Source organism: Enterobacter cloacae complex sp. 309I3 (genome assembly GCF_050031595.1).
Lineage (GTDB): Bacteria > Pseudomonadota > Gammaproteobacteria > Enterobacterales > Enterobacteriaceae > Enterobacter > Enterobacter cloacae.
Genome location: NZ_JBLGWI010000001.1, coordinates 4,601,079 through 4,622,089, shown reverse-complemented (window position 1 = coordinate 4,622,089; position 21,011 = coordinate 4,601,079). Strand labels below are relative to the sequence as shown.

Annotated in this window: 20 protein-coding genes; 17 read left to right on the top strand and 3 right to left on the bottom strand. The window is 56.5% G+C overall.

The features are described 5' to 3' along the window. Nucleotides 1-117 precede the first annotated feature (117 nt). From ftsY to livJ, 6 genes are all read left to right on the top strand, one after another. Nucleotides 118-1,575, top strand: a complete 1,458-nt coding sequence (ftsY, locus tag ACQG22_RS22160; protein WP_038985055.1) for a signal recognition particle-docking protein FtsY — start codon at nt 118-120, stop codon at nt 1,573-1,575. Between the two features lie 2 nt (nt 1,576-1,577). Then, nucleotides 1,578-2,249, top strand: coding sequence for a cell division ATP-binding protein FtsE (gene ftsE, locus ACQG22_RS22155; protein ID WP_013099140.1), 672 nt, complete (start codon nt 1,578-1,580; stop codon nt 2,247-2,249). Continuing rightward, nucleotides 2,236-3,291, top strand: coding sequence for a permease-like cell division protein FtsX (gene ftsX / locus ACQG22_RS22150; protein WP_013099139.1), 1,056 nt, complete (start codon nt 2,236-2,238; stop codon nt 3,289-3,291). The genes ftsE and ftsX overlap by 14 nt, the downstream gene beginning before the upstream one ends. Nucleotides 3,292-3,542: 251 nt before the next feature. Beyond that, nucleotides 3,543-4,400 (top strand): RNA polymerase sigma factor RpoH, encoded by an 858-nt coding sequence (gene rpoH, locus ACQG22_RS22145; RefSeq protein ID WP_008500093.1) that lies wholly within the window; start codon nt 3,543-3,545, stop codon nt 4,398-4,400. Between the two features lie 136 nt (nt 4,401-4,536). Further along, nucleotides 4,537-5,802, top strand: a complete 1,266-nt coding sequence (locus ACQG22_RS22140; protein WP_369706718.1) for a 4-aminobutyrate--2-oxoglutarate transaminase — start codon at nt 4,537-4,539, stop codon at nt 5,800-5,802. A 196-nt stretch (nt 5,803-5,998) separates the two neighbouring features. Continuing rightward, entirely contained in the window at nt 5,999-7,099 is a 1,101-nt protein-coding gene (gene livJ, locus ACQG22_RS22135; RefSeq protein ID WP_014833593.1) for a branched chain amino acid ABC transporter substrate-binding protein LivJ, read from the top strand. A 91-nt stretch (nt 7,100-7,190) separates the two neighbouring features. Here the strand turns inward: livJ and panM are convergent, their stop codons facing one another. Beyond that, a complete protein-coding gene (gene panM, locus ACQG22_RS22130; RefSeq protein WP_057072388.1) occupies nt 7,191-7,574 on the bottom strand; it encodes an aspartate 1-decarboxylase autocleavage activator PanM in 384 nt (127 codons plus the stop codon). A 424-nt stretch (nt 7,575-7,998) separates the two neighbouring features. Here panM and livK point away from each other — a divergent pair, with 424 nt between their 5' ends. The 10 genes from livK to ugpQ all read left to right on the top strand — a co-directional run bounded on the left by livK (nt 7,999) and on the right by ugpQ (nt 18,054). Further along, nucleotides 7,999-9,108: a high-affinity branched-chain amino acid ABC transporter substrate-binding protein LivK gene (livK, locus tag ACQG22_RS22125; RefSeq protein ID WP_028028112.1), complete on the top strand. Its 1,110-nt coding sequence runs from the start codon at nt 7,999-8,001 to the stop codon at nt 9,106-9,108. 46 nt (nt 9,109-9,154) lie between these two features. Then, nucleotides 9,155-10,081, top strand: a complete 927-nt coding sequence (gene livH / locus ACQG22_RS22120) for a high-affinity branched-chain amino acid ABC transporter permease LivH (RefSeq protein ID WP_013099131.1) — start codon at nt 9,155-9,157, stop codon at nt 10,079-10,081. Further along, the gene (gene livM / locus ACQG22_RS22115; protein ID WP_013099130.1) at nt 10,078-11,355 is read left to right on the top strand and encodes a branched chain amino acid ABC transporter permease LivM; all 1,278 of its coding nucleotides are present in this window, start codon (nt 10,078-10,080) and stop codon (nt 11,353-11,355) included. The genes livH and livM overlap by 4 nt, the downstream gene beginning before the upstream one ends. Beyond that, nucleotides 11,352-12,119: a high-affinity branched-chain amino acid ABC transporter ATP-binding protein LivG gene (gene livG, locus ACQG22_RS22110; RefSeq protein ID WP_013099129.1), complete on the top strand. Its 768-nt coding sequence runs from the start codon at nt 11,352-11,354 to the stop codon at nt 12,117-12,119. The genes livM and livG overlap by 4 nt, the downstream gene beginning before the upstream one ends. 1 nt (nt 12,120) lies before the next feature. Further along, complete coding sequence (gene livF / locus ACQG22_RS22105) at nt 12,121-12,834, top strand: high-affinity branched-chain amino acid ABC transporter ATP-binding protein LivF (RefSeq protein ID WP_013099128.1); 714 nt, start codon at nt 12,121-12,123, stop codon at nt 12,832-12,834. Between the two features lie 256 nt (nt 12,835-13,090). Further along, on the top strand, nt 13,091-14,407 hold the full coding sequence (gene ugpB, locus ACQG22_RS22100) for a sn-glycerol-3-phosphate ABC transporter substrate-binding protein UgpB (protein WP_369706719.1): 1,317 nt from the start codon (nt 13,091-13,093) through the stop codon (nt 14,405-14,407). Nucleotides 14,408-14,509: 102 nt separating this feature from the next. Then, complete coding sequence (gene ugpA, locus ACQG22_RS22095) at nt 14,510-15,397, top strand: sn-glycerol-3-phosphate ABC transporter permease UgpA (protein WP_040020748.1); 888 nt, start codon at nt 14,510-14,512, stop codon at nt 15,395-15,397. Continuing rightward, nucleotides 15,394-16,239, top strand: coding sequence for a sn-glycerol-3-phosphate ABC transporter permease UgpE (ugpE, locus tag ACQG22_RS22090; protein WP_150057914.1), 846 nt, complete (start codon nt 15,394-15,396; stop codon nt 16,237-16,239). Before ugpA ends, ugpE begins: the two co-directional genes overlap by 4 nt. A gap of 1 nt (nt 16,240) precedes the next feature. Further along, nucleotides 16,241-17,311 (top strand): sn-glycerol-3-phosphate import ATP-binding protein UgpC, encoded by a 1,071-nt coding sequence (locus ACQG22_RS22085; RefSeq protein ID WP_020687753.1) that lies wholly within the window; start codon nt 16,241-16,243, stop codon nt 17,309-17,311. Continuing rightward, the gene (gene ugpQ / locus ACQG22_RS22080) at nt 17,308-18,054 is read left to right on the top strand and encodes a glycerophosphodiester phosphodiesterase (RefSeq protein ID WP_013099123.1); all 747 of its coding nucleotides are present in this window, start codon (nt 17,308-17,310) and stop codon (nt 18,052-18,054) included. Before ACQG22_RS22085 ends, ugpQ begins: the two co-directional genes overlap by 4 nt. Here ugpQ and ACQG22_RS22075 read toward each other — a convergent pair. Beyond that, nucleotides 18,038-18,415: a DUF2756 family protein gene (locus ACQG22_RS22075; RefSeq protein ID WP_013099122.1), complete on the bottom strand. Its 378-nt coding sequence runs from the start codon at nt 18,413-18,415 to the stop codon at nt 18,038-18,040. The two genes, ugpQ and ACQG22_RS22075, sit on opposite strands and share 17 nt — an antisense overlap. Nucleotides 18,416-18,537: 122 nt before the next feature. Between ACQG22_RS22075 and ggt the strand changes: the two genes are divergently transcribed. Beyond that, on the top strand, nt 18,538-20,283 hold the full coding sequence (gene ggt, locus ACQG22_RS22070; RefSeq protein WP_173675158.1) for a gamma-glutamyltransferase: 1,746 nt from the start codon (nt 18,538-18,540) through the stop codon (nt 20,281-20,283). Nucleotides 20,284-20,337: 54 nt separating this feature from the next. On the opposite strand, the gene yhhY is transcribed toward ggt, so the two are convergent. Then, a complete protein-coding gene (gene yhhY, locus ACQG22_RS22065; RefSeq protein WP_013099120.1) occupies nt 20,338-20,826 on the bottom strand; it encodes an N-acetyltransferase in 489 nt (162 codons plus the stop codon). Nucleotides 20,827-21,011 lie beyond the last annotated feature (185 nt).

Below are 21,011 nucleotides of genomic sequence, written 5' to 3'. Positions count from 1 at the left end.
CTCTGTTAACAATTGGCCTGCGATTGCGGGCGGTGATGTCAATTAAGTAAAGTGTTAGACTATTTCATCATTTTTTTAGCTTCCATGTATATAGCGCCGCGAGGAGTGTAGTCGCAGATGGCAAAACAAAAAAAACGTGGCTTCTTTTCCTGGCTGGGTTTCGGTGAAAAAGAGCAAGAAACAGAACAGAAAACCGAAGAACAACAAGCCGTTGAAGAGCAGTCTCAGCCTGAAACGCCTGTAGAAACCGCCGCGGTTGTCGAAGCGGAAGAGCATGCGCACAGCAAAGAAGAGACTGAAGCCTTTGCTGAAGAGGTGGTTGAGGTCACCGAACAGGTTCAGGAGAGCGAAAAGCCAGAACCTGTTGTTGAAGCGGTTACTGAAGCGCCGCAGGCCGTTATCGAACATGAAGAGTTGCCGCTGCCGGAAGAGGTAAAAGCGGAGGACGTTTCCCCTGAAGAGTGGCAGGCCGAAGCGGAAACCGTGGAAATTGTCGACGCGGTGGAAGAAGAAGCGGCACATGAGCCGGCGCTGACCGATGAAGAGCTGGAAGCCCAGGCGCTGGCCGCTCAGGCGGCTGAAGAAGCGGTTATCGTCGTGCCGGTGGAAGAGCAGGCCGAAGAGGAGATCGTTCAGGAGCAGGAAAAACCGACCAAAGAAGGTTTCTTTGCCCGCCTGAAACGCAGCCTGTTAAAAACCAAAGAAAATTTAGGTTCCGGATTTATCAGTCTGTTCCGCGGCAAAAAGATCGACGACGATCTGTTTGAAGAGCTGGAAGAGCAGTTGCTGATTGCGGACGTTGGGGTGGAAACCACCCGTAAGATCATCGCCAACCTGACCGAAGGGGCGAGCCGCAAACAGTTGCGCGACGCCGAAGCGCTGTACGGCCTGCTGAAAGACGAGATGGGTGAAATTCTCGCAAAAGTTGACGAACCGCTTAATATTGAAGGCAAAACGCCATTTGTTATTCTGATGGTTGGCGTTAACGGTGTCGGGAAGACCACCACCATCGGCAAACTGGCGCGTCAGTTCGAGCAGCAGGGTAAATCGGTGATGCTGGCGGCGGGTGATACCTTCCGCGCGGCGGCGGTTGAACAGCTGCAGGTGTGGGGTCAGCGCAACAACATTCCGGTGATTGCGCAGCACACCGGTGCAGATTCCGCGTCCGTGATCTTTGACGCCATCCAGGCGGCGAAGTCGCGAAATGTGGATGTCCTGATTGCCGATACCGCAGGGCGTTTGCAGAACAAATCGCACCTGATGGAAGAGTTGAAGAAAATCGTCCGCGTCATGAAGAAGCTGGACGAAGACGCACCGCATGAAATTATGCTGACCATCGATGCCAGCACCGGACAGAACGCCGTCAGCCAGGCGAAGTTGTTCCATGAAGCGGTAGGACTGACCGGGATCACGCTGACCAAACTGGACGGCACCGCGAAAGGCGGGGTGATCTTCTCCGTGGCCGATCAGTTCGGCATTCCTATTCGTTACATCGGTGTGGGCGAGCGTATTGAGGATTTGCGTCCGTTTAAGGCGGACGACTTTATTGAGGCATTATTTGCCCGAGAGGACTAACAATGATTCGCTTTGAACACGTCAGCAAGGCCTATCTCGGTGGGAGACAAGCGCTGCAGGGGGTGACCTTCCACCTGCAGCCAGGCGAGATGGCATTCCTGACCGGCCATTCCGGCGCGGGGAAAAGTACCCTGCTCAAGCTTATCTGTGGGATTGAACGGCCAAGCGCCGGGAAAATCTGGTTCAGCGGCCATGAAATTAGCCGTCTTAAGAACCGCGAAGTGCCGTTCCTGCGTCGCCAGATCGGGATGATTTTCCAGGATCACCACCTGCTGATGGATCGCACCGTTTTCGATAACGTGGCGATCCCGCTGATTATTGCCGGTGCCAGCTATGATGATATCCGCCGTCGCGTCTCTGCGGCGCTGGATAAGGTCGGGCTGCTGGACAAAGCGAAGAACTTTCCGATCCAGCTCTCTGGCGGTGAACAGCAGCGTGTGGGCATTGCCCGTGCGGTGGTGAACAAGCCTGCGGTATTGCTGGCGGATGAACCGACCGGTAACCTGGACGACGCCCTTTCTGAAGGGATTTTGCGTCTGTTTGAGGAATTCAACCGCGTTGGGGTGACGGTATTGATGGCGACGCACGACATCGGGCTCATTTCCCGCCGTTCGTACCGCATGCTGACCCTGAGCGACGGGCATTTGCATGGAGGCCACGGTGAACAAGCGTGATGCAATGAACCAGATTCGGCAGTTCGGGAACCGGTTTGACCGTTTCCGTAAGCCGCAGGGTGGTGGTGACGGTAACCGTAATGCGCCGAAGCGGGCGAAAGCCGCGCCGAAGCCAAACTCCCGCAAAACCAACGTGTTCAATGAACAGGTACGCTACGCCTTCCACGGCGCGTTGCAGGATCTGAAAAGTAAACCGCTGGCGACGTTCCTGACGGTGATGGTTATCGCCATTTCGCTGACGCTGCCAAGCGTCTGCTATATGGTCTATAAGAACGTGAATCAGGCGGCGTCGCAGTATTATCCGTCTCCGCAGATCACGGTCTATCTGGACAAAGCGCTCGACGATAACGCCGCGGCGCAGGTGGTGGGGCAAATCCAGGCCGAGAAGGGCGTGGAGAAGGTGAACTACCTTTCCCGCGAAGAAGCGCTGGGTGAGTTCCGTAACTGGTCAGGCTTTGGCGGCGCGCTGGATATGCTCGAAGAGAACCCGCTGCCGGCCGTGGCGGTGGTGATCCCGAAGCTCGACTTCCAGGGAACGGATTCACTTAATACGCTGCGCGACCGCATCTCTACCATTAAAGGCATTGATGAAGTGCGTATGGACGACAGCTGGTTTGCGCGTCTTGCCGCACTGACCGGGCTGGTGGGGCGCGTGTCGGCGATGATTGGCGTGCTGATGGTTGCGGCGGTGTTCCTCGTCATCGGTAACAGCGTGCGCCTGAGCATTTTCGCCCGCCGCGATACCATCAACGTGCAAAAGCTGATTGGTGCGACGGATGGCTTCATCCTGCGTCCGTTCCTTTACGGCGGCGCATTGCTCGGTTTTTCCGGCGCATTTCTTTCACTGATATTGTCAGAAATTTTGGTGATGCGGCTCTCCTCCGCCGTGACCGAGGTGGCGCAGGTCTTCGGAACTAAGTTTGATATCAGTGGTTTAGGGTTCGATGAGTGCCTTCTTCTGCTGCTGGTCTGCTCCATGATTGGCTGGGTGGCAGCATGGCTGGCGACGGTTCAACATTTACGCCACTTTACTCCCGACTAAGAAAAGCGTGATATAATCTTTCCCTGCACCGAGATGTTCGCTCTGCAGGGAAAGCGTCCCTGTTGTCTCTTCCCCTGTTATCATCTCCATGTCACATTTTGTGCGTAATTTATTCACCGTTGCACCTGGAACTTGTGGATAAAATCACTGTCTGATAAAAGAGTGAATGCTAATCTCGTTGCTCAAACGCTTTGGCATGGTTGTTGCCTGATGGGGACAACCTGGACCAGAAGAAACATTGAGAGGAATGAATGACCAAAGAAATGCAAACTTTAGCTTTAGCCCCTGTTGGTAACCTGGAATCGTATATCCGGGCTGCGAACACCTGGCCGATGTTAACGGCCGAGGAAGAAAAGGAGCTTGCTGAAAAGCTGCATTACCAGGGCGATCTGGAAGCAGCGAAAAAGCTGATCCTGTCTCACCTGCGCTTTGTTGTTCACATTGCTCGTAATTATGCGGGCTATGGCCTGCCGCAGGCGGACTTGATTCAGGAAGGTAACATCGGCCTGATGAAGGCTGTACGTCGCTTTAACCCGGAAGTGGGTGTACGACTGGTCTCCTTCGCTGTGCACTGGATCAAAGCAGAGATTCACGAATACGTGCTGCGCAACTGGCGTATCGTGAAAGTCGCCACGACAAAAGCGCAACGCAAACTCTTCTTCAACCTGCGTAAAACCAAGCAGCGTCTGGGCTGGTTCAATCAGGATGAAGTAGAAATGGTGGCGCGCGAGCTGGGTGTTTCCAGCAAAGACGTGCGTGAGATGGAATCCCGTATGGCCGCGCAGGACATGACTTTTGACATGTCTTCCGATGACGATGCGTCCGACAGCCAGCCAATGGCGCCGGTACTGTATCTGCAGGATAAGACCTCTAACTTTGCTGACGGCATTGAAGAGGACAACTGGGAAGATCAGGCCGCGAACAAGCTGAGCTATGCGATGGAAGGCCTTGACGAGCGTAGCCAGGATATTATCCGTGCCCGCTGGCTGGACGAAGACAACAAGTCCACGCTGCAGGAGCTGGCCGACCGCTACGGCGTGTCCGCTGAACGTGTGCGTCAGCTTGAAAAGAACGCCATGAAAAAACTTCGCGCCGCGATTGAAGCGTAATTTCCGCGAAGTATGACGAGAGCCCCTGGATGCGAATCCGGGGGTTTTGTTTTTTTAGCGCCCGCTCTGGCGAATTTCTCCCCCCTGGCAAACACTTACTGATGCGCTAAGCAGGCGACTTTCTCAGGGGGACAGGGTGAAAAATAACGAACTGAACGACCGGCGTTTACAGGCGACGCCGCGCGGCATCGGCGTGATGTGTAACTTCTATGCCGATAAAGCTGAAAACGCCACGGTGTGGGACGTCGAGGGCAACGAGTATATCGACTTTGCCGCCGGAATAGCGGTGCTGAACACCGGGCATCGCCATCCAAAAATCATTTCCGCCATTGAAAAACAACTTCATGCCTTCACCCACACGGCGTACCAGATTGTGCCGTACGAGGGCTATGTGTCGCTTGCCGAGCGAATCAACGCGCGTGTGCCGATTGACGGCCCGGCCAAAACCGCCTTCTTCTCAACGGGGGCAGAAGCCGTCGAAAACGCGGTAAAAATTGCCCGCGCATACACCAGACGCCCTGGCCTGATCGCCTTTGGCGGTGCTTTTCATGGACGCACCTCGATGACCATGGCGCTGACGGGGAAAGTTGCCCCTTACAAGCTGGGTTTCGGGCCGTTTCCTGGCTCGGTATATCACGCCCAATACCCCAATGAACTGCACGGTGTCAGTACGGCGGAGGCATTAAAAAGCCTGGAGCGTATCTTCAAAGCGGACATTGCCCCGGACCAGGTCGCGGCCATTATTCTTGAACCGGTTCAGGGTGAGGGCGGTTTCAACATTGCACCGGCGGATTTTATGCAGGCCTTGCGCGCCCTGTGCGATACCCACGGTATTTTGCTGATTGCCGACGAGGTGCAAAGCGGTTTTGCGCGTACCGGAAAACTGTTCTCAATGGAACACCACTGCGTGAAGCCGGATCTGATCACCATGGCGAAAAGCCTGGCGGGTGGCATGCCGCTCTCGGCGGTGTCGGGCCGCGCCGAGGTGATGGACGCGCCTGCGCCTGGCGGACTGGGCGGTACCTACGCCGGTAACCCACTGGCGATCGCCGCCGCACATGCCGTGCTGGACGTGATTGGTGAAGACGATCTTTGCACGCGCTCAGCGCACCTGGGTCATCATCTGGTGGAAGTACTGAACAAAGCGAAGGAACACTGTCCGTATATCGCGGATATCCGCGCACAAGGCTCAATGGTGGCGGTGGAGTTTAACGATCCGCAATCCGGGCAGCCGTCACCGGAATTCACACGTCAGGTTCAGGAGCGAGCCCTGCAGGAAGGCCTTCTGCTTCTGAGTTGCGGCGTGTACGGTAACGTCATCCGTTTCCTCTATCCGCTCACAATCCCTGAAGTGCAGTTCCGTAAAGCGCTGGACATTATTTCTGCGTCGCTGACTCGTTAAAGCCAGAAGCCCGGTGAAATTCCTGCCGGGCTTATCATATATTCATTTCAAATTTGCTATTCCAAAATCATAAAAATGGGGTATGTTTTAGCAGAGTATGCTGAAAAAGCGCGACTGGTATACCTATAACTGAAATAAAGCGCTACACAACAACATCACAACAATCGTAATAACCATAATAATGGGGAATCTCAGGATGAACATGAAGGGTAAAGCGTTACTGGCAGGATGTATCGCGTTGGCATTCAGCACCATGGCGCAGGCCGATATTAAAGTGGCCGTGGTGGGCGCGATGTCCGGTCCGGTAGCACAGTATGGCGACCAGGAATTTACGGGCGCAGAACAGGCGGTTGCCGACATTAATGCGAAGGGCGGTATCAAAGGCGAAAAACTGCAGATCGTAAAATATGATGATGCCTGTGACCCGAAACAAGCGGTTGCCGTGGCGAACAAAGTGGTGAACGACGGCATCAAATACGTTATCGGTCACCTGTGCTCCTCTTCCACCCAGCCTGCGTCTGATATCTACGAAGACGAAGGCATCCTGATGATCACCCCGGCGGCAACGGCACCGGAGCTGACGTCGCGCGGCTATAAGCTGATCCTGCGCACCACCGGTCTGGACTCCGATCAGGGCCCAACGGCCGCCAAATACATTGTCGAAAAAGTGAAGCCGAAGCGTATCGCGATCGTTCATGACAAACAGCAGTACGGTGAAGGTCTGGCGCGCTCCGTGCAGGACAACCTGAAGAAAGCGAATGCTGACGTCGTGTTCTTTGATGGTATCACCGCCGGTGAGAAAGACTTCTCTACCCTGGTGGCGCGTCTGAAGAAAGAGAATATCGACTTCGTTTACTACGGTGGCTACCACCCGGAAATGGGGCAGATCCTGCGTCAGGCTCGTGCAGCGGGTCTGAAAACCCAGTTCATGGGGCCGGAAGGGGTGGCGAACGTTTCCCTGTCTAACATTGCCGGTGAGTCTGCGGAAGGCCTGCTGGTGACCAAGCCGAAGAACTACGACCAGGTCCCTGCGAACAAACCGATTGTAGATGCCATTAAGGCGAAGAAACAGGATCCAAGCGGCGCGTTCGTCTGGACAACCTACGCAGCACTGCAGTCTCTGCAGGCGGGTCTGAACCAGTCAGCCGATCCGGCTGAGATTGCCACCTGGCTGAAAGCGAACTCTGTTGATACCGTGATGGGGCCGCTCTCCTGGGATGAGAAGGGCGATCTGAAGGGCTTCGAGTTCGGCGTGTTTGACTGGCATGCCAACGGTACTGCTACTGACGCCAAATAAAAGCAAAAAGGCAACGTAAGTTGCCTTTTTTAATGTTTGCCCCCTCTCCCCGTGGGAGAGGGCTGGGGTGAGGGCATCAGGCCGCACAAATCTAGCGCTTCTCCCACCCATTTTTCTGCGCCGTAAACCCTAACGCCTGCATAAACGCCGCCATCACGCTACGGTCCTCCACGCCTACGTCGGCCATCCACCAGGAGTTAATGCTCGGGTTTTCACGGATCACTTCTTCGATCAGGTACTGTCCTACGCCGCGACGACGGGTGACGTCGCGCACGCGTAGAGAGTCCAGCGCCCCTTCCGTGCCGCTCAGCGTCACGCGCACAGCAGCCAACAGACGCTCGTTGAAGCGCGCGGCATAAATACGGTGGGTTTCGTCAACGCTCAGCGACGAAGGGGAATATTCCGGCCAGATCTTGCCCAGGTCGATATGATCCTGGTCGCTAAAGGTCACCAGACGAACGATAGTCAGTTTCATTAGCTGCTTGTCCAAATCAAATTGAGTAGAGGCAGTGTACTCAATTTATTCGCTCAGCGGCTTCCTCTTTTTATTCCCCGTTACCAGGTGATTAGTTTTTTGCCAGAGCGAAGTGCAGTTTGAAAACACATGGATCGAAAAATAAGCAGAATTTTAACCTGAATGGCAGTGATTTATTCGGCGCTTTGTGCCGTTATTTTATGCTGCAAACTGCACTTTTATTTGTTTATCTCTGCCTGATTTCAGAATATTATCTTTGCTTAATCGCCTGAAAAATAGAGATTTTAGTCTGGTTTTTGATAAAAACCTGCGCTAAACCATTAAAGGCACTGGTAAAAATAGCGTTGTGCATTAAAAGTACAGAATGCTTTTTAACCATAATAAAACAAAATATATACACGACATCACGAATGGGGATTCAGAGATGAAAAGGAACGCGAAGACGTTAATCGCGGGCATGGTTGCATTGTCTCTCTCGCATGCAGCCATGGCGGAAGAGATTAAAGTTGCGGTGGTCGGTGCCATGTCCGGGCCTGTTGCCCAGTGGGGTGACATGGAGTTCAACGGCGCACGTCAGGCAATTAAAGACATCAACGCCAAAGGTGGCATCAAAGGCGACAAGCTGGTAGGCGTGGAATACGACGACGCCTGCGATCCAAAACAGGCCGTCGCGGTGGCGAACAAAATCGTGAACGATGGCATCCAGTATGTGATCGGCCATCTGTGCTCATCGTCCACTCAGCCTGCGTCTGATATCTACGAAGACGAAGGTATTCTGATGATTACCCCTGGTGCCACCAACCCGGAGCTGACCCAGCGCGGCTACCAGCACATTATGCGTACCGCCGGTCTGGACTCCTCCCAGGGGCCAACCGCGGCGAAATACATCCTCGAGACGGTTAAACCGCAGCGCATTGCCATTATTCATGACAAACAGCAGTACGGCGAAGGCCTGGCGCGTTCCGTTCAGGACGGGCTGAAAAAAGGCGGCGCAAACATCGTCTTCTTCGACGGGATTACTGCGGGTGAGAAAGATTTCTCTGCGCTGATCGCCCGTCTGCAAAAAGAGAATATCGACTTCGTTTACTACGGTGGTTATTACCCGGAAATGGGCCAGATGCTGCGCCAGGCGCGCTCGGTCGGTCTGAAAACCCAGTTCATGGGGCCAGAAGGCGTGGGTAACGCCTCCCTGTCTAACATCGCCGGGGATGCCGCTGAAGGCATGCTGGTGACGATGCCAAAACGCTATGACCAGGATCCGGCGAACAAGGCTATCGTGGATGCGCTCAAGGCGCAGAAGAAAGATCCAAGTGGTCCATACGTCTGGATCACCTACGCCGCCGTGCAGTCACTGGCCACCGCGCTGGACCGTACTGGCAGCAAAGAACCGCTGGATCTGGTGAAAGATTTAAAAGCACACGGGGCGAACACCGTGATTGGGCCGCTGAACTGGGATGAGAAAGGCGATCTGAAGGGATTTGAATTTGGTGTCTTTAAGTGGCACGCCGACGGTTCGTCTTCGGCCGCCAAATAATTATCCCGCCGCCCGGACCGCCGGGCGGGTATAAAAAGGTTTGCATATGTCCGAGCAGTTTCTCTATTTCCTGCAGCAGATGTTTAACGGCGTCACGCTGGGAAGCACCTACGCGCTGATTGCCATCGGCTATACGATGGTGTACGGCATTATCGGCATGATCAACTTCGCCCACGGCGAGGTGTACATGATCGGTAGCTACGTCTCCTTTATGATTATCGCCGCCCTGATGATGATGGGTATCGACAGCAGCTGGCTGCTGGTCGCCGCCGGGTTTGTCGGCGCGATTGTGATTGCCAGCGCCTACGGCTGGAGCATCGAGCGGGTGGCCTACCGGCCGGTACGCAGCTCCAAGCGCCTGATTGCCCTGATCTCCGCGATTGGGATGTCTATCTTCCTGCAAAACTACGTCAGCCTGACCGAAGGCTCGCGCGATGTGGCGCTGCCAAGCCTGTTCAACGGCCAGTGGATTGTCGGCGCCAGCGAAAACTTCTCTGCCTCTATCACCACCATGCAACTGGTGATCTGGGTGGTGACCTTTATTGCGATGCTCGCCCTGACGCTCTTCATCCGCTACTCGCGCATGGGACGCGCCTGCCGCGCCTGCGCGGAAGATTTGAAGATGGCGAGCCTGCTCGGGATCAACACCGACCGCGTGATTGCCCTGACCTTCGTGATTGGCGCCGCGATGGCGGCCGTCGCAGGCGTCCTGCTCGGCCAGTTCTACGGCGTAATTAACCCGTACATCGGCTTTATGGCCGGGATGAAAGCCTTTACCGCGGCGGTACTGGGCGGTATCGGCAGTATTCCTGGCGCGATGATTGGCGGCCTGATTCTGGGCGTGGCAGAAGCGCTCTCCTCAGCGTATCTGAGTACCGAGTATAAAGACGTGGTGTCGTTTGCCCTGCTGATTCTGGTTCTGCTGGTAATGCCTACCGGTATTCTGGGTCGTCCGGAGGTAGAGAAAGTATGAAACCGATGCATTTTGCAATGGCGCTGCTCTCTGCCGCCATGTTCTTCGTGCTGGCGGGCGTCTTTATGGGCGTTCAGTTAGAGCTGAACGGCACAAAGCTTGTGGTAGACACCGCCGCTGACATTCGCTGGCAGTGGGTCTTTATCGGCACCGCCGTGGTGTTCCTGTTCCAGCTGCTGCGTCCGCTGTTCCAGAAAACGCTGAAAGGCGTCTCAGGACCGAAGTTTGTCCTGCCGGCTATCGATGGCTCCACCGTTAAGCAGAAGCTGTTCCTCGTGGCGCTGCTGGTGGCTGCGGTGGCGTGGCCGTTCGTGGTCTCGCGCGGCACGGTAGATATCGCCACCCTGACCATGATCTACGTTATTCTGGGTCTGGGCCTGAACGTGGTGGTGGGGCTCTCTGGCCTGCTGGTACTGGGCTACGGCGGTTTCTACGCCATTGGCGCGTATACCTTTGCGCTACTGAACCACTATTACGGTCTCGGCTTCTGGACGTGCTTGCCGCTGGCGGGGCTGGTCTCTGCCGCGGCAGGTTTCCTGCTTGGCTTCCCGGTGCTGCGCCTGCGCGGTGACTACCTGGCGATTGTGACCTTAGGCTTCGGCGAAATCGTCCGTATCCTGCTGCTCAACAATACCGAGGTGACCGGCGGCCCGAACGGCATCAGCCAGATTCCGAAACCAACCTTCTTTGGTCTGGAGTTCAGCCGTACCGCCCGTGAAGGCGGCTGGGATACCTTCAGCAACTTCTTCGGCGTGAAATACGATCCGTCCGATCGCGTGATTTGGCTCTATCTGGTGGCGCTGCTGCTGGTGGTCATCACCCTGTTCGTGATTAACCGCCTGCTGCGTATGCCGCTGGGCCGCGCGTGGGAAGCGCTGCGTGAAGATGAAATCGCCTGCCGCTCCCTGGGCCTCAACCCGACCCGCATTAAGCTGACTGCGTTCACCATCAGCGCCGCGTTCGCCGGTTTTGCCGGCACGCTGTTTGCCGCGCGTCAGGGCTTTGTCAGCCCGGAATCGTTCACCTTTGCCGAATCCGCCTTTGTGCTGGCGATTGTGGTACTCGGCGGGATGGGTTCGCAGTTTGCTGTTATCCTCGCCGCCATTCTGCTGGTGGTTTCACGCGAGCTGATGCGTGACTTTAACGAATACAGCATGCTGATGCTGGGTGGTTTGATGGTGCTGATGATGATCTGGCGTCCGCAGGGTCTGCTGCCGATGACTCGTCCACAGCTGAAGCTGAAGAACGGGCAAGCAAAAGGAGAGCAGGCATGAGTCAGCCATTATTATCCGTTAACGGTCTGATGATGCGTTTTGGCGGCCTGCTGGCGGTCAACAATGTGAATCTGGATCTGCACAAGAAAGAGATCGTCTCCCTGATTGGCCCGAACGGTGCGGGAAAAACCACGGTCTTTAACTGCCTGACCGGTTTCTACAAGCCGACGGGCGGCACCATCATGCTGCGCGACCAGCATCTGGAAGGGCTGCCGGGCCAGCAGATTGCCCGTATGGGCGTGGTGCGTACTTTCCAGCACGTGCGTCTGTTCCGCGAGATGACGGTGATTGAGAACCTGCTGGTGGCACAGCATCAGCAGCTGAAAACCGGTCTGTTCTCCGGCCTGCTGAAGACGCCAGCCTTCCGCCGTGCGCAGAGCGAAGCGCTGGATCGTGCGGCAACATGGCTTGACCGTATCGGTCTGCTGCCGCATGCCAACCGCCAGGCAAGTAACCTTGCGTACGGTGACCAGCGTCGCCTTGAGATTGTGCGCTGCATGGTAACGCAGCCGGAAATCCTGATGCTCGATGAACCCGCTGCGGGTCTGAACCCGAAAGAGACCAAAGAGCTGGACGAGCTGATTGCTGAGCTTCGCGATCATCACGACACCACTATCCTGCTGATTGAGCACGATATGAAGCTGGTAATGGGGATCTCTGACCGTATCTACGTGGTGAACCAGGGAACGCCGCTGGCAAACGGCACGCCGGATGAAATCCGCAACAACCCGGACGTGATCCGCGCATACCTGGGTGAGGCATAAGATGGAAAAAGCGATGTTAACGTTTGACAAGGTAAGTGCCCACTACGGCAAGATCCAGGCGCTGCACGACGTCAGCCTGCATATCAATCAGGGCGAAATCGTCACCCTGATTGGGGCTAACGGCGCGGGCAAAACCACGCTGCTTGGTACCCTGTGCGGCGACCCGCGCGCCACCAGCGGGCGGATTGTGTTTGATGGCAAAGACATCACCGACTGGCAGACCGCCAGAATCATGCGTGAAGCGGTGGCGATAGTCCCTGAAGGGCGTCGCGTCTTCTCGCGCATGACGGTGGAAGAGAACCTGGCAATGGGCGGCTTCTTCGCTGACCGCGACCAGTATCAGTCCCGTATCAAGTGGGTGTACGAACTCTTCCCGCGCCTGTGGGAGCGTCGTATTCAGCGTGCGGGGACCATGTCCGGCGGTGAGCAGCAAATGCTGGCGATCGGCCGCGCCCTGATGAGCCAGCCGCGCCTGCTGCTGCTGGATGAACCGTCGCTGGGTCTTGCGCCAATTATCATTCAGCAGATCTTCGACACCATTGAACAGCTGCGTAAAGAGGGGATGACCATCTTCCTCGTCGAGCAGAACGCCAACCAGGCGCTGAAGCTCGCCGATCGCGGTTACGTGCTGGAGAACGGCCACGTGGTGCTTGAGGATACCGGCGATGCGCTGCTGGCCAATGAAGCGGTGCGGAGTGCGTATTTAGGCGGATAGGTAAAAGCAAAATGGCAACGCACGTTGCCATTTTTAGTGTTTTCTCCCTCTCCCCCGTGGGAGAGGGCCGGGGTGAGGGCACCAGACCGCACCCAACCACACCCCAAACCCCTTCACACAACCATCATCCCGCTGACCTTTTGTTGTCACTTATCTGTAAACAAACAGTTATTTTTCTGTCATTCGAGCATGTCATGTTACCTCGCGAGCATAAAACGCGTGATATCGCGCATCCGGCACAATAAGAGAGATGACAATGACATCGTTACGACACACAGCTTTGGGTCTGGCACTGGGTCTGGCTTTTGCGACGAACGCAATGGCTGTGACGACCATTCCGTTCTGGCATTCCATGGAAGGGGAGTTGGGTAAAGAGGTTGACTCCCTGGCGCAGCGTTTCAACGACTCCCATCCGGATTACAAAATTGTGCCGGTGTACAAAGGTAACTACGAGCAGAGCCTGAGCGCGGGCATTGCCGCCTTCCGTACCGGTAATGCGCCTGCCATTTTGCAGGTGTACGAAGTAGGCACAGCGACCATGATGGCCTCCAAAGCCATCAAACCGGTCTACGAAGTGTTCAAAGAGGCGGGGATCAACTTCGACGAATCCCAGTTTGTGCCGACCGTAGCGGGTTACTACACCGATTCTAAAACCGACCATCTGCTGTCTCAGCCGTTTAACAGCTCGACGCCGGTGCTGTACTACAACAAAGACGCCTTTAAGAAAGCCGGTTTAGACCCGGAGCAGCCGCCAAAAACCTGGCAGGATCTGGCGGAGTACACCGCGAAGCTGAAAGCGGCGGGGATGAAGTGCGGCTACGCCAGCGGCTGGCAGGGCTGGATCCAGATTGAAAACTTCAGCGCCTGGCACGGCCTGCCGGTAGCCACCAAAAACAACGGTTTCGATGGCACCGACGCGGTACTGGAGTTCAACAAGCCAGAGCAGGTGAAGCACATCGCGCTGCTGGAAGAGTTGAACAAGAAGGGTGATTTCAGCTACTTCGGACGTAAAGACGAATCCACCGAGAAGTTCTACAACGGTGACTGCGCCATTACCACCGCCTCGTCCGGCTCGCTGGCGGATATCCGTCACTATGCCAAATTCAACTATGGCGTGGGCATGATGCCGTACGACGCAGACGTGAAAGGCGCGCCACAGAACGCCATCATCGGCGGAGCAAGCCTGTGGGTGATGCAGGGCAAAGACGCCGGCACCTACAAAGGAGTGGCCGAGTTCCTCGACTTCCTGGCGAAACCTGAAAACGCGGCCGAATGGCACCAGAAAACCGGCTACCTGCCGATCACCAAAGCTGCCTATGACCTGACCCGCGAGCAGGGCTTCTACAGCAAGAATCCGGGTGCGGATATCGCAACGCGTCAGATGCTGAACAAGCCGCCGTTGCCGTTCACCAAAGGGCTGCGTCTGGGCAACATGCCGCAGATCCGCACCATTGTCGACGAAGAGCTGGAAAGCGTCTGGACCGGCAAGAAAACGCCACAGCAGGCGCTGGATTCAGCGGTAGAGCGCGGAAATCAGCTGCTGCGCCGCTTTGAGCAGTCCACCAAATCGTAAAAAAATGCCCGGTGGCGCTGCGCTTACCGGGCCTACGACGTGCCATATGTAGGCCGGGTAAGGCGTAGCCGCCACCCGGCACTGTTCAGGAACCAAATCTCAATGTCATCATCCCGTCCGGTGTTTCGTTCCCGCTGGCTGCCGTATCTGCTGGTCGCGCCTCAGCTGGTCATCACCGTTATCTTCTTTATCTGGCCTGCGGGCGAAGCGCTCTGGTACTCGGTGCAAAGCGTTGATCCGTTTGGGCTCTCCAGCCAGTTTGTTGGCCTGGACAACTTTATCGCGCTGTTCCACGACAGCTACTACCTGGATTCTTTCTGGACGACGATCAAATTCAGCGCGCTGGTCACCGTGAGCGGCCTTGTTGCCTCGCTGTTCTTCGCCGCGCTGGTGGATTACGTGGTGCGTGGCAGCCGTCTGTATCAGACCCTGATGCTGCTGCCCTACGCCGTGGCACCAGCGGTCGCCGCCGTGCTGTGGATCTTCCTGTTTAACCCCGGACGCGGGTTAATTACCCATTTTCTGGCGGAATTCGGATACGACTGGAACCACGCCCAGAATAGCGGCCAGGCGATGTTCCTGGTGGTGTTCGCCTCGGTGTGGAAGCAGATCAGCTACAACTTCCTGTTCTTCTTTGCCGCGCTACAGTCCATTCCGCGTTCGCTGGTGGAAGCCGCCGCCATTGACGGCGCAGGCCCGATCCGCCGCTTCTTCAGGCTGTCGCTGCCGCTGATTGCCCCGGTGAGTTTCTTCCTGCTGGTGGTGAACCTGGTGTATGCCTTTTTCGACACCTTCCCGGTCATCGACGCGGCCACCGCCGGTGGCCCGGTGCAGGCCACGACGACGCTGATTTATAAAATCTACCGCGAAGGGTTTGCCGGGCTGGATCTCTCGGCCTCCGCCGCGCAGTCCGTCGTGCTGATGTTCCTTGTCATCATCCTCACGGTGGTGCAGTTCCGCTATGTCGAAAGTAAGGTGCGCTACCAATGATTGAGAACCGTCGCGGGCTGACGATTTTCAGCCATACCATGCTGATTCTGGGGATTATCGTCATCCTCTTTCCGCTGTACGTGGCGTTTGTCGCCGCCACGCTGGACACCAAAGCGGTGTTCGACACGCCGATGACGCTGATCCCAGGCACGCATCTTTTTGAGAACATGAAAACAATCTGGACCCAGGGTGTGGGGGCCAACAGCGCGCCGTTCTGGCTGATGATGCTCAACAGCTTCATCATGGCGTTCGGCATTACGGTGGGCAAAATCACGGTGTCGATGCTCTCGGCCTTCGCCATCGTCTGGTTCCGCTTTCCGCTGCGTAACCTCTTCTTCTGGATGATTTTTATCACCCTGATGCTGCCGGTGGAGGTGCGTATCTTCCCGACGGTGGAAGTGATCGCCAACCTGAAGATGCTCGACAGCTACGCGGGCTTAACTCTGCCGCTGATGGCATCTGCGACCGCCACCTTCCTGTTCCGCCAGTTCTTTATGACGCTGCCGGACGAGCTGATTGAAGCCGCGCGCATTGACGGCGCCTCACCGATGCGCTTTTTCCGCGACATCGTGCTGCCGCTGTCGAAAACCAACCTCGCGGCGCTGTTTGTGATCACCTTTATCTACGGCTGGAACCAGTACCTGTGGCCGCTGCTGATTATTCAGGACGTCAACCTCGGCACCGCCGTGGCGGGCATCAAGGGCATGATCGCCACCGGCGAAGGCACCACCCTCTGGAACCAGGTGATGGCGGCGATGCTGCTCACCCTTATTCCCCCGATCGTTATCGTTTTAGCCATGCAGCGTGCGTTTGTGCGTGGTTTAGTGGACAGTGAGAAATAAGATGGCAGGTTTAAAACTTCAGGCAGTGACCAAAAGCTGGGATGGCAAAACCCAGGTGATTCAGCCGCTTACCCTCGACGTGGCGGACGGGGAGTTCATCGTGATGGTCGGCCCGTCCGGTTGCGGCAAATCCACGCTGCTGCGCATGGTGGCCGGGCTTGAGCGCGTCTCCTCCGGCGATATCTGGATTGACCGCCAGCGCGTGACCGAGATGGAGCCCAAAGATCGCGGCATCGCGATGGTGTTCCAGAACTACGCCCTCTATCCGCACATGAGCGTGGAAGAGAATATGGCCTGGGGGCTGAAAATCCGCGGCATGGGCAAGGGGCATATCGAGGAGCGGGTGAAAGAGGCGGCGCGCATTCTGGAGCTGGATGGCCTGCTTAAGCGCCGTCCGCGCGAGCTCTCCGGCGGCCAGCGCCAGCGCGTGGCGATGGGGCGTGCCATCGTGCGCGATCCGGCGGTGTTTCTGTTCGATGAACCGCTTTCTAACCTCGACGCCAAGCTGCGCGTGCAGATGCGTCTGGAGCTGCAGCAACTGCATCGCCGTCTTAAAACCACCTCCCTGTACGTGACGCACGATCAGGTCGAAGCCATGACCCTTGCCCAGCGGGTGATGGTGATGAACAAAGGCGTTGCCGAACAGATTGGCACGCCGGTGGAGGTGTACGAAAAACCGGCCAGCCGTTTTGTGGCGAGCTTTATCGGCAGCCCGGCAATGAACCTGCTGGAAGGGCGGATCAGCAGCGCGGGCACCCACTTTGAGCTGGAAAGCGGGATGGCATTGCCCATCAACTGGTACTATCGTGGCTACGCCGGGCGTAAGATGACGCTCGGTATTCGCCCGGAGCATATTGGTTTAACCTCTCAGGCGGACGGCGGTGTGCCGCTGGTGATGGACACGCTGGAGATGTTGGGTGCAGATAACCTGGCGCATGGACGCTGGGGCGAGCAAAAAATGGTGGTGCGTCTGCCGCATCAGGAACGCCCGAAAGCAGGCAGCACGCTGTGGCTGCACCTGCCGGAAAATCACCTGCACTTATTTGACGGTGAAACAGGACAACGAGTATGAGCAACTGGCCTTATCCCCACATCGTCGCCCACCGTGGCGGCGGTAAACTGGCGCCGGAAAATACCCTGGCGGCAATTGATGTTGGCGCACGCTACGGCCACACGATGATTGAGTTCGATGCCAAGCTGTCGAAAGACGGCGAAATTTTCCTGCTGCATGATGACAATCTCGAACGCACCAGCAACGGCTGGGGCGTGGCGGGGGAACTGCCGTGGCGCGATCTGCTGAAGGTGGATGCCGGAAGCTGGTTCAGCGGCGAGTACAAAGGCGAACCGCTGCCGCTGCTGGCGGAAGTGGCCGACCGTTGTCGTCAACACGGGATGATGGCTAACATCGAAATCAAACCGACGACCGGTACCGGGCCGCTCACGGGCAACGTGATTGCGCTGGCCGCACGCGAGCTGTGGGAAGGCATGACGCCACCGCTGCTGTCGTCATTTGAAATTGATGCCCTTGAAGCGGCACAGGCTGCGGTACCGGAGCTGCCGCGCGGGCTGCTGCTGGACGAGTGGCGCGAGGACTGGCGTGAGCTGACCACCCGCTTAGCGTGCGTGTCGATCCATCTCAATCATAAGCTGCTGGATGAGGCGAGGGTTAAGATGCTGAAAGCGGCAGGGCTGCATATTCTGGTGTATACCGTCAACAAACCCCAGCGTGCGGCTGAGCTGCTGCGCTGGGGTGTGGACAGCATCTGTACCGATGCGATTGACCTGATCGGCCCGGACTTTAGTTCTGCGGATTAAGCATACTGCCATTAGACTGCGACGGCAGCATATGCTGCTGTCCGCTGCCTGACGAACTCATCCCTCCAAGCATCCCGCCGTTTTTATTCGGCAGCGGTTGCTCGCGCATCTGCCCCTGCTGCACGCGCTGGGTGTTTGTGTTCATCTGATTTTGCAGGCTCTGCTGCTGCATTCGGGTCTGCGTGTTCAACTGCTGGTTCAGCATCCCTTTTTGCTGTTGCTGCTGACTCATCATCTCCGTCTGCATACGCTGCTGGCTCGGAATGACATAGCCCGGCTGGTTAGGGTTATTCATCGTATTGAGTGGCTGTGCAAGTGCGGCAAACGGGAGCAACGCCGTAAGGATCAGGAAGCGTTTCATGATCTTCTCCTTCTTTGAGGTTTCTCTTAAGTTTACCCCGAATTCACCATGACGATGATTTTTTAGGAGTTGTGAACCAGGCTTAAGCGGGGAATATGGCTCCCTTCACCTGGAGAACAATAATGATGAAACCAACCCTTTTGCGCTGGGTCGCCATCGCTGCGCTGATGGCAGGCGGTACATTTAGCGTGGCGGCTAACCCGCCTGCGGCTCCTCCGGTCTCTTATGGCGTGGAGGAAGATGTGTTTCATCCCGTGCGGGCCACGCACGGGATGGTGGCCTCGGTGGATGCGCTGGCAACGAAAGTGGGCGTCGATATTCTCAAACAGGGCGGTAATGCGGTGGATGCCGCGGTGGCGGTCGGCTATGCGCTGGCGGTAACACACCCGCAGGCGGGGAATCTGGGCGGCGGCGGCTTTATGATGCTGCGCACGAAAGACGGGAAGACGACGGCTATCGACTTCCGCGAAATGGCGCCTGCTCAGGCCTCCCGCGATATGTTCCTTGACGATCAGGGCAATCCGGACAGTAAAAAATCGCTGACCTCGCACCTTGCGTCCGGCACGCCGGGCACCGTCGCAGGCTTCTCGCTGGCGCTGGAAAAATACGGCACAATGCCGCTGAACAAAGTGGTCCAGCCTGCCATTAAGCTGGCGCGCGACGGCTTTGTGGTGAACGACGCCCTGGCCGATGACCTTAAAACCTACGGCAGCGAAGTCATTCCGAACCATGAAAACAGCAAGGCGATCTTCTGGAAAGACGGAGAGCCGCTGAAGAAGGGCGATAAGCTGGTGCAGAAGAACCTTGCCAAAAGCCTGGAGCTGATTGCGGAGCACGGCCCGGACGCCTTCTACAAAGGGGCGATTGCCGACCAGATTGCCGAAGAGATGCAAAAGAACGGCGGGCTCATCACCAAAGCGGATCTGGCGGAGTATAAGGCGGTGGAGCGCGAGCCAATTAGCGGCACCTACCGTGGCTATGAGGTCTTCTCCATGCCGCCGCCGTCCTCCGGCGGGATCCACATCGTGCAGATCCTCAATATTCTGGAAAACTTCGATATGCACAAGTTTGGCTTCGGCAGTGCCGATGCCATCCAGGTGATGGCCGAGGCGGAAAAACGCGCCTATGCCGACCGCTCGGAATACCTTGGCGACCCGGACTTTGTGAAGGTGCCGTGGCAGGCGCTGACCAACAAAGCGTATGCCAAATCCATTGCCGATCAGATCGACATCAATAAGGCTAAGCCGTCGAGCGAGATCCGCCCCGGCAAGCTGGCACCGTATGAAAGTAACCAGACCACCCACTTCTCGGTGGTGGATAAAGACGGTAACGCGGTGGCGGTTACCTATACGCTCAATACCACCTTTGGAACCGGTATTGTGGCGGGTAACAGCGGCATTCTGCTGAACAACGAGATGGATGACTTCTCTGCCAAACCGGGCGTACCGAACGTCTACGGGCTGGTCGGTGGGGATGCCAACGCGGTGGGGCCGAAGAAACGTCCGCTGTCGTCGATGTCACCAACCATTGTGGTGAAAGACGGCAAAACCTGGCTGGTAACCGGCAGCCCGGGCGGCAGCCGAATTATCACCACCGTGCTGCAGATGGTGGTGAACAGTATCGACTTTGGTATGAACGTGGCGGAGGCGACCAACGCCCCACGCTTCCATCACCAGTGGCTGCCGGATGAACTGCGCGTCGAGAAGGGCTTTAGCCCGGACACCCTCAAACTGCTGGAGCAGCGCGGACAGAAGGTAGCGGTGAAAGAGGCGATGGGCAGCACCCAGAGCATTATGGTGGGGCCGGACGGGGCGCTGTTTGGCGCGTCAGACCCGCGGTCGGTGGATGATTTAACGGCGGGGTATTAATCTGTTGTGTAATTCCCTCTCCCGGTGGGAGAGGGTTAGGGTGAGGGCAACTAACTACTTCATTCGCGCCATATAATACGCATCCACATACTCGCCGTTGCGCAGGGCATAACGCTTGCCTGTGCCTTCAATCTCAAATCCGTGTTTTTTGTACACCGCAATCGCCGGCTCGTTATCGACAAACACCGTCAGCTCAATGCGGTCAACGCGCAGCCAGTTATCGCACATATCAATCATGGTGCGCATCAGTGCGCTGGCAACGCCCCGGTTTTGCCACTGCGCGCCTACACAGATCCCAAAATCAGCCACATGGCTGCGGCGCGGGCGTTGCGCAACGGCGATGCACAGGTGTCCGGCAACGGTGCCGTCGATACATGCGACCAGCTGTTTAATGCCCGGCTGGTCGGATAGCCGCTCTTGCCACATCTGCTCAGAGGGATGAGGAACCTGTAGCGTGTTGTGGTACACCTCCGGCTGGGCGTGGATCTGACGAATGGCGTCATAATCTTTCGGTTCCGCATGGCGTATCACTATCTCACTCATTCCTTATTCCTCAGTCAGTTAAACATCCTTTCCAACATCAGTGACTTTGAAATTTGAGTCAACCGCTATTTTTTGCAAAAAGTATTGGACAAGTGCGAATGAGAATGATTATTATTGCTCTGCATTCAGGAAGACCACTACGGGAACCTGAAAGCACGACATTGCTCACATTGCTTCCAGTATTA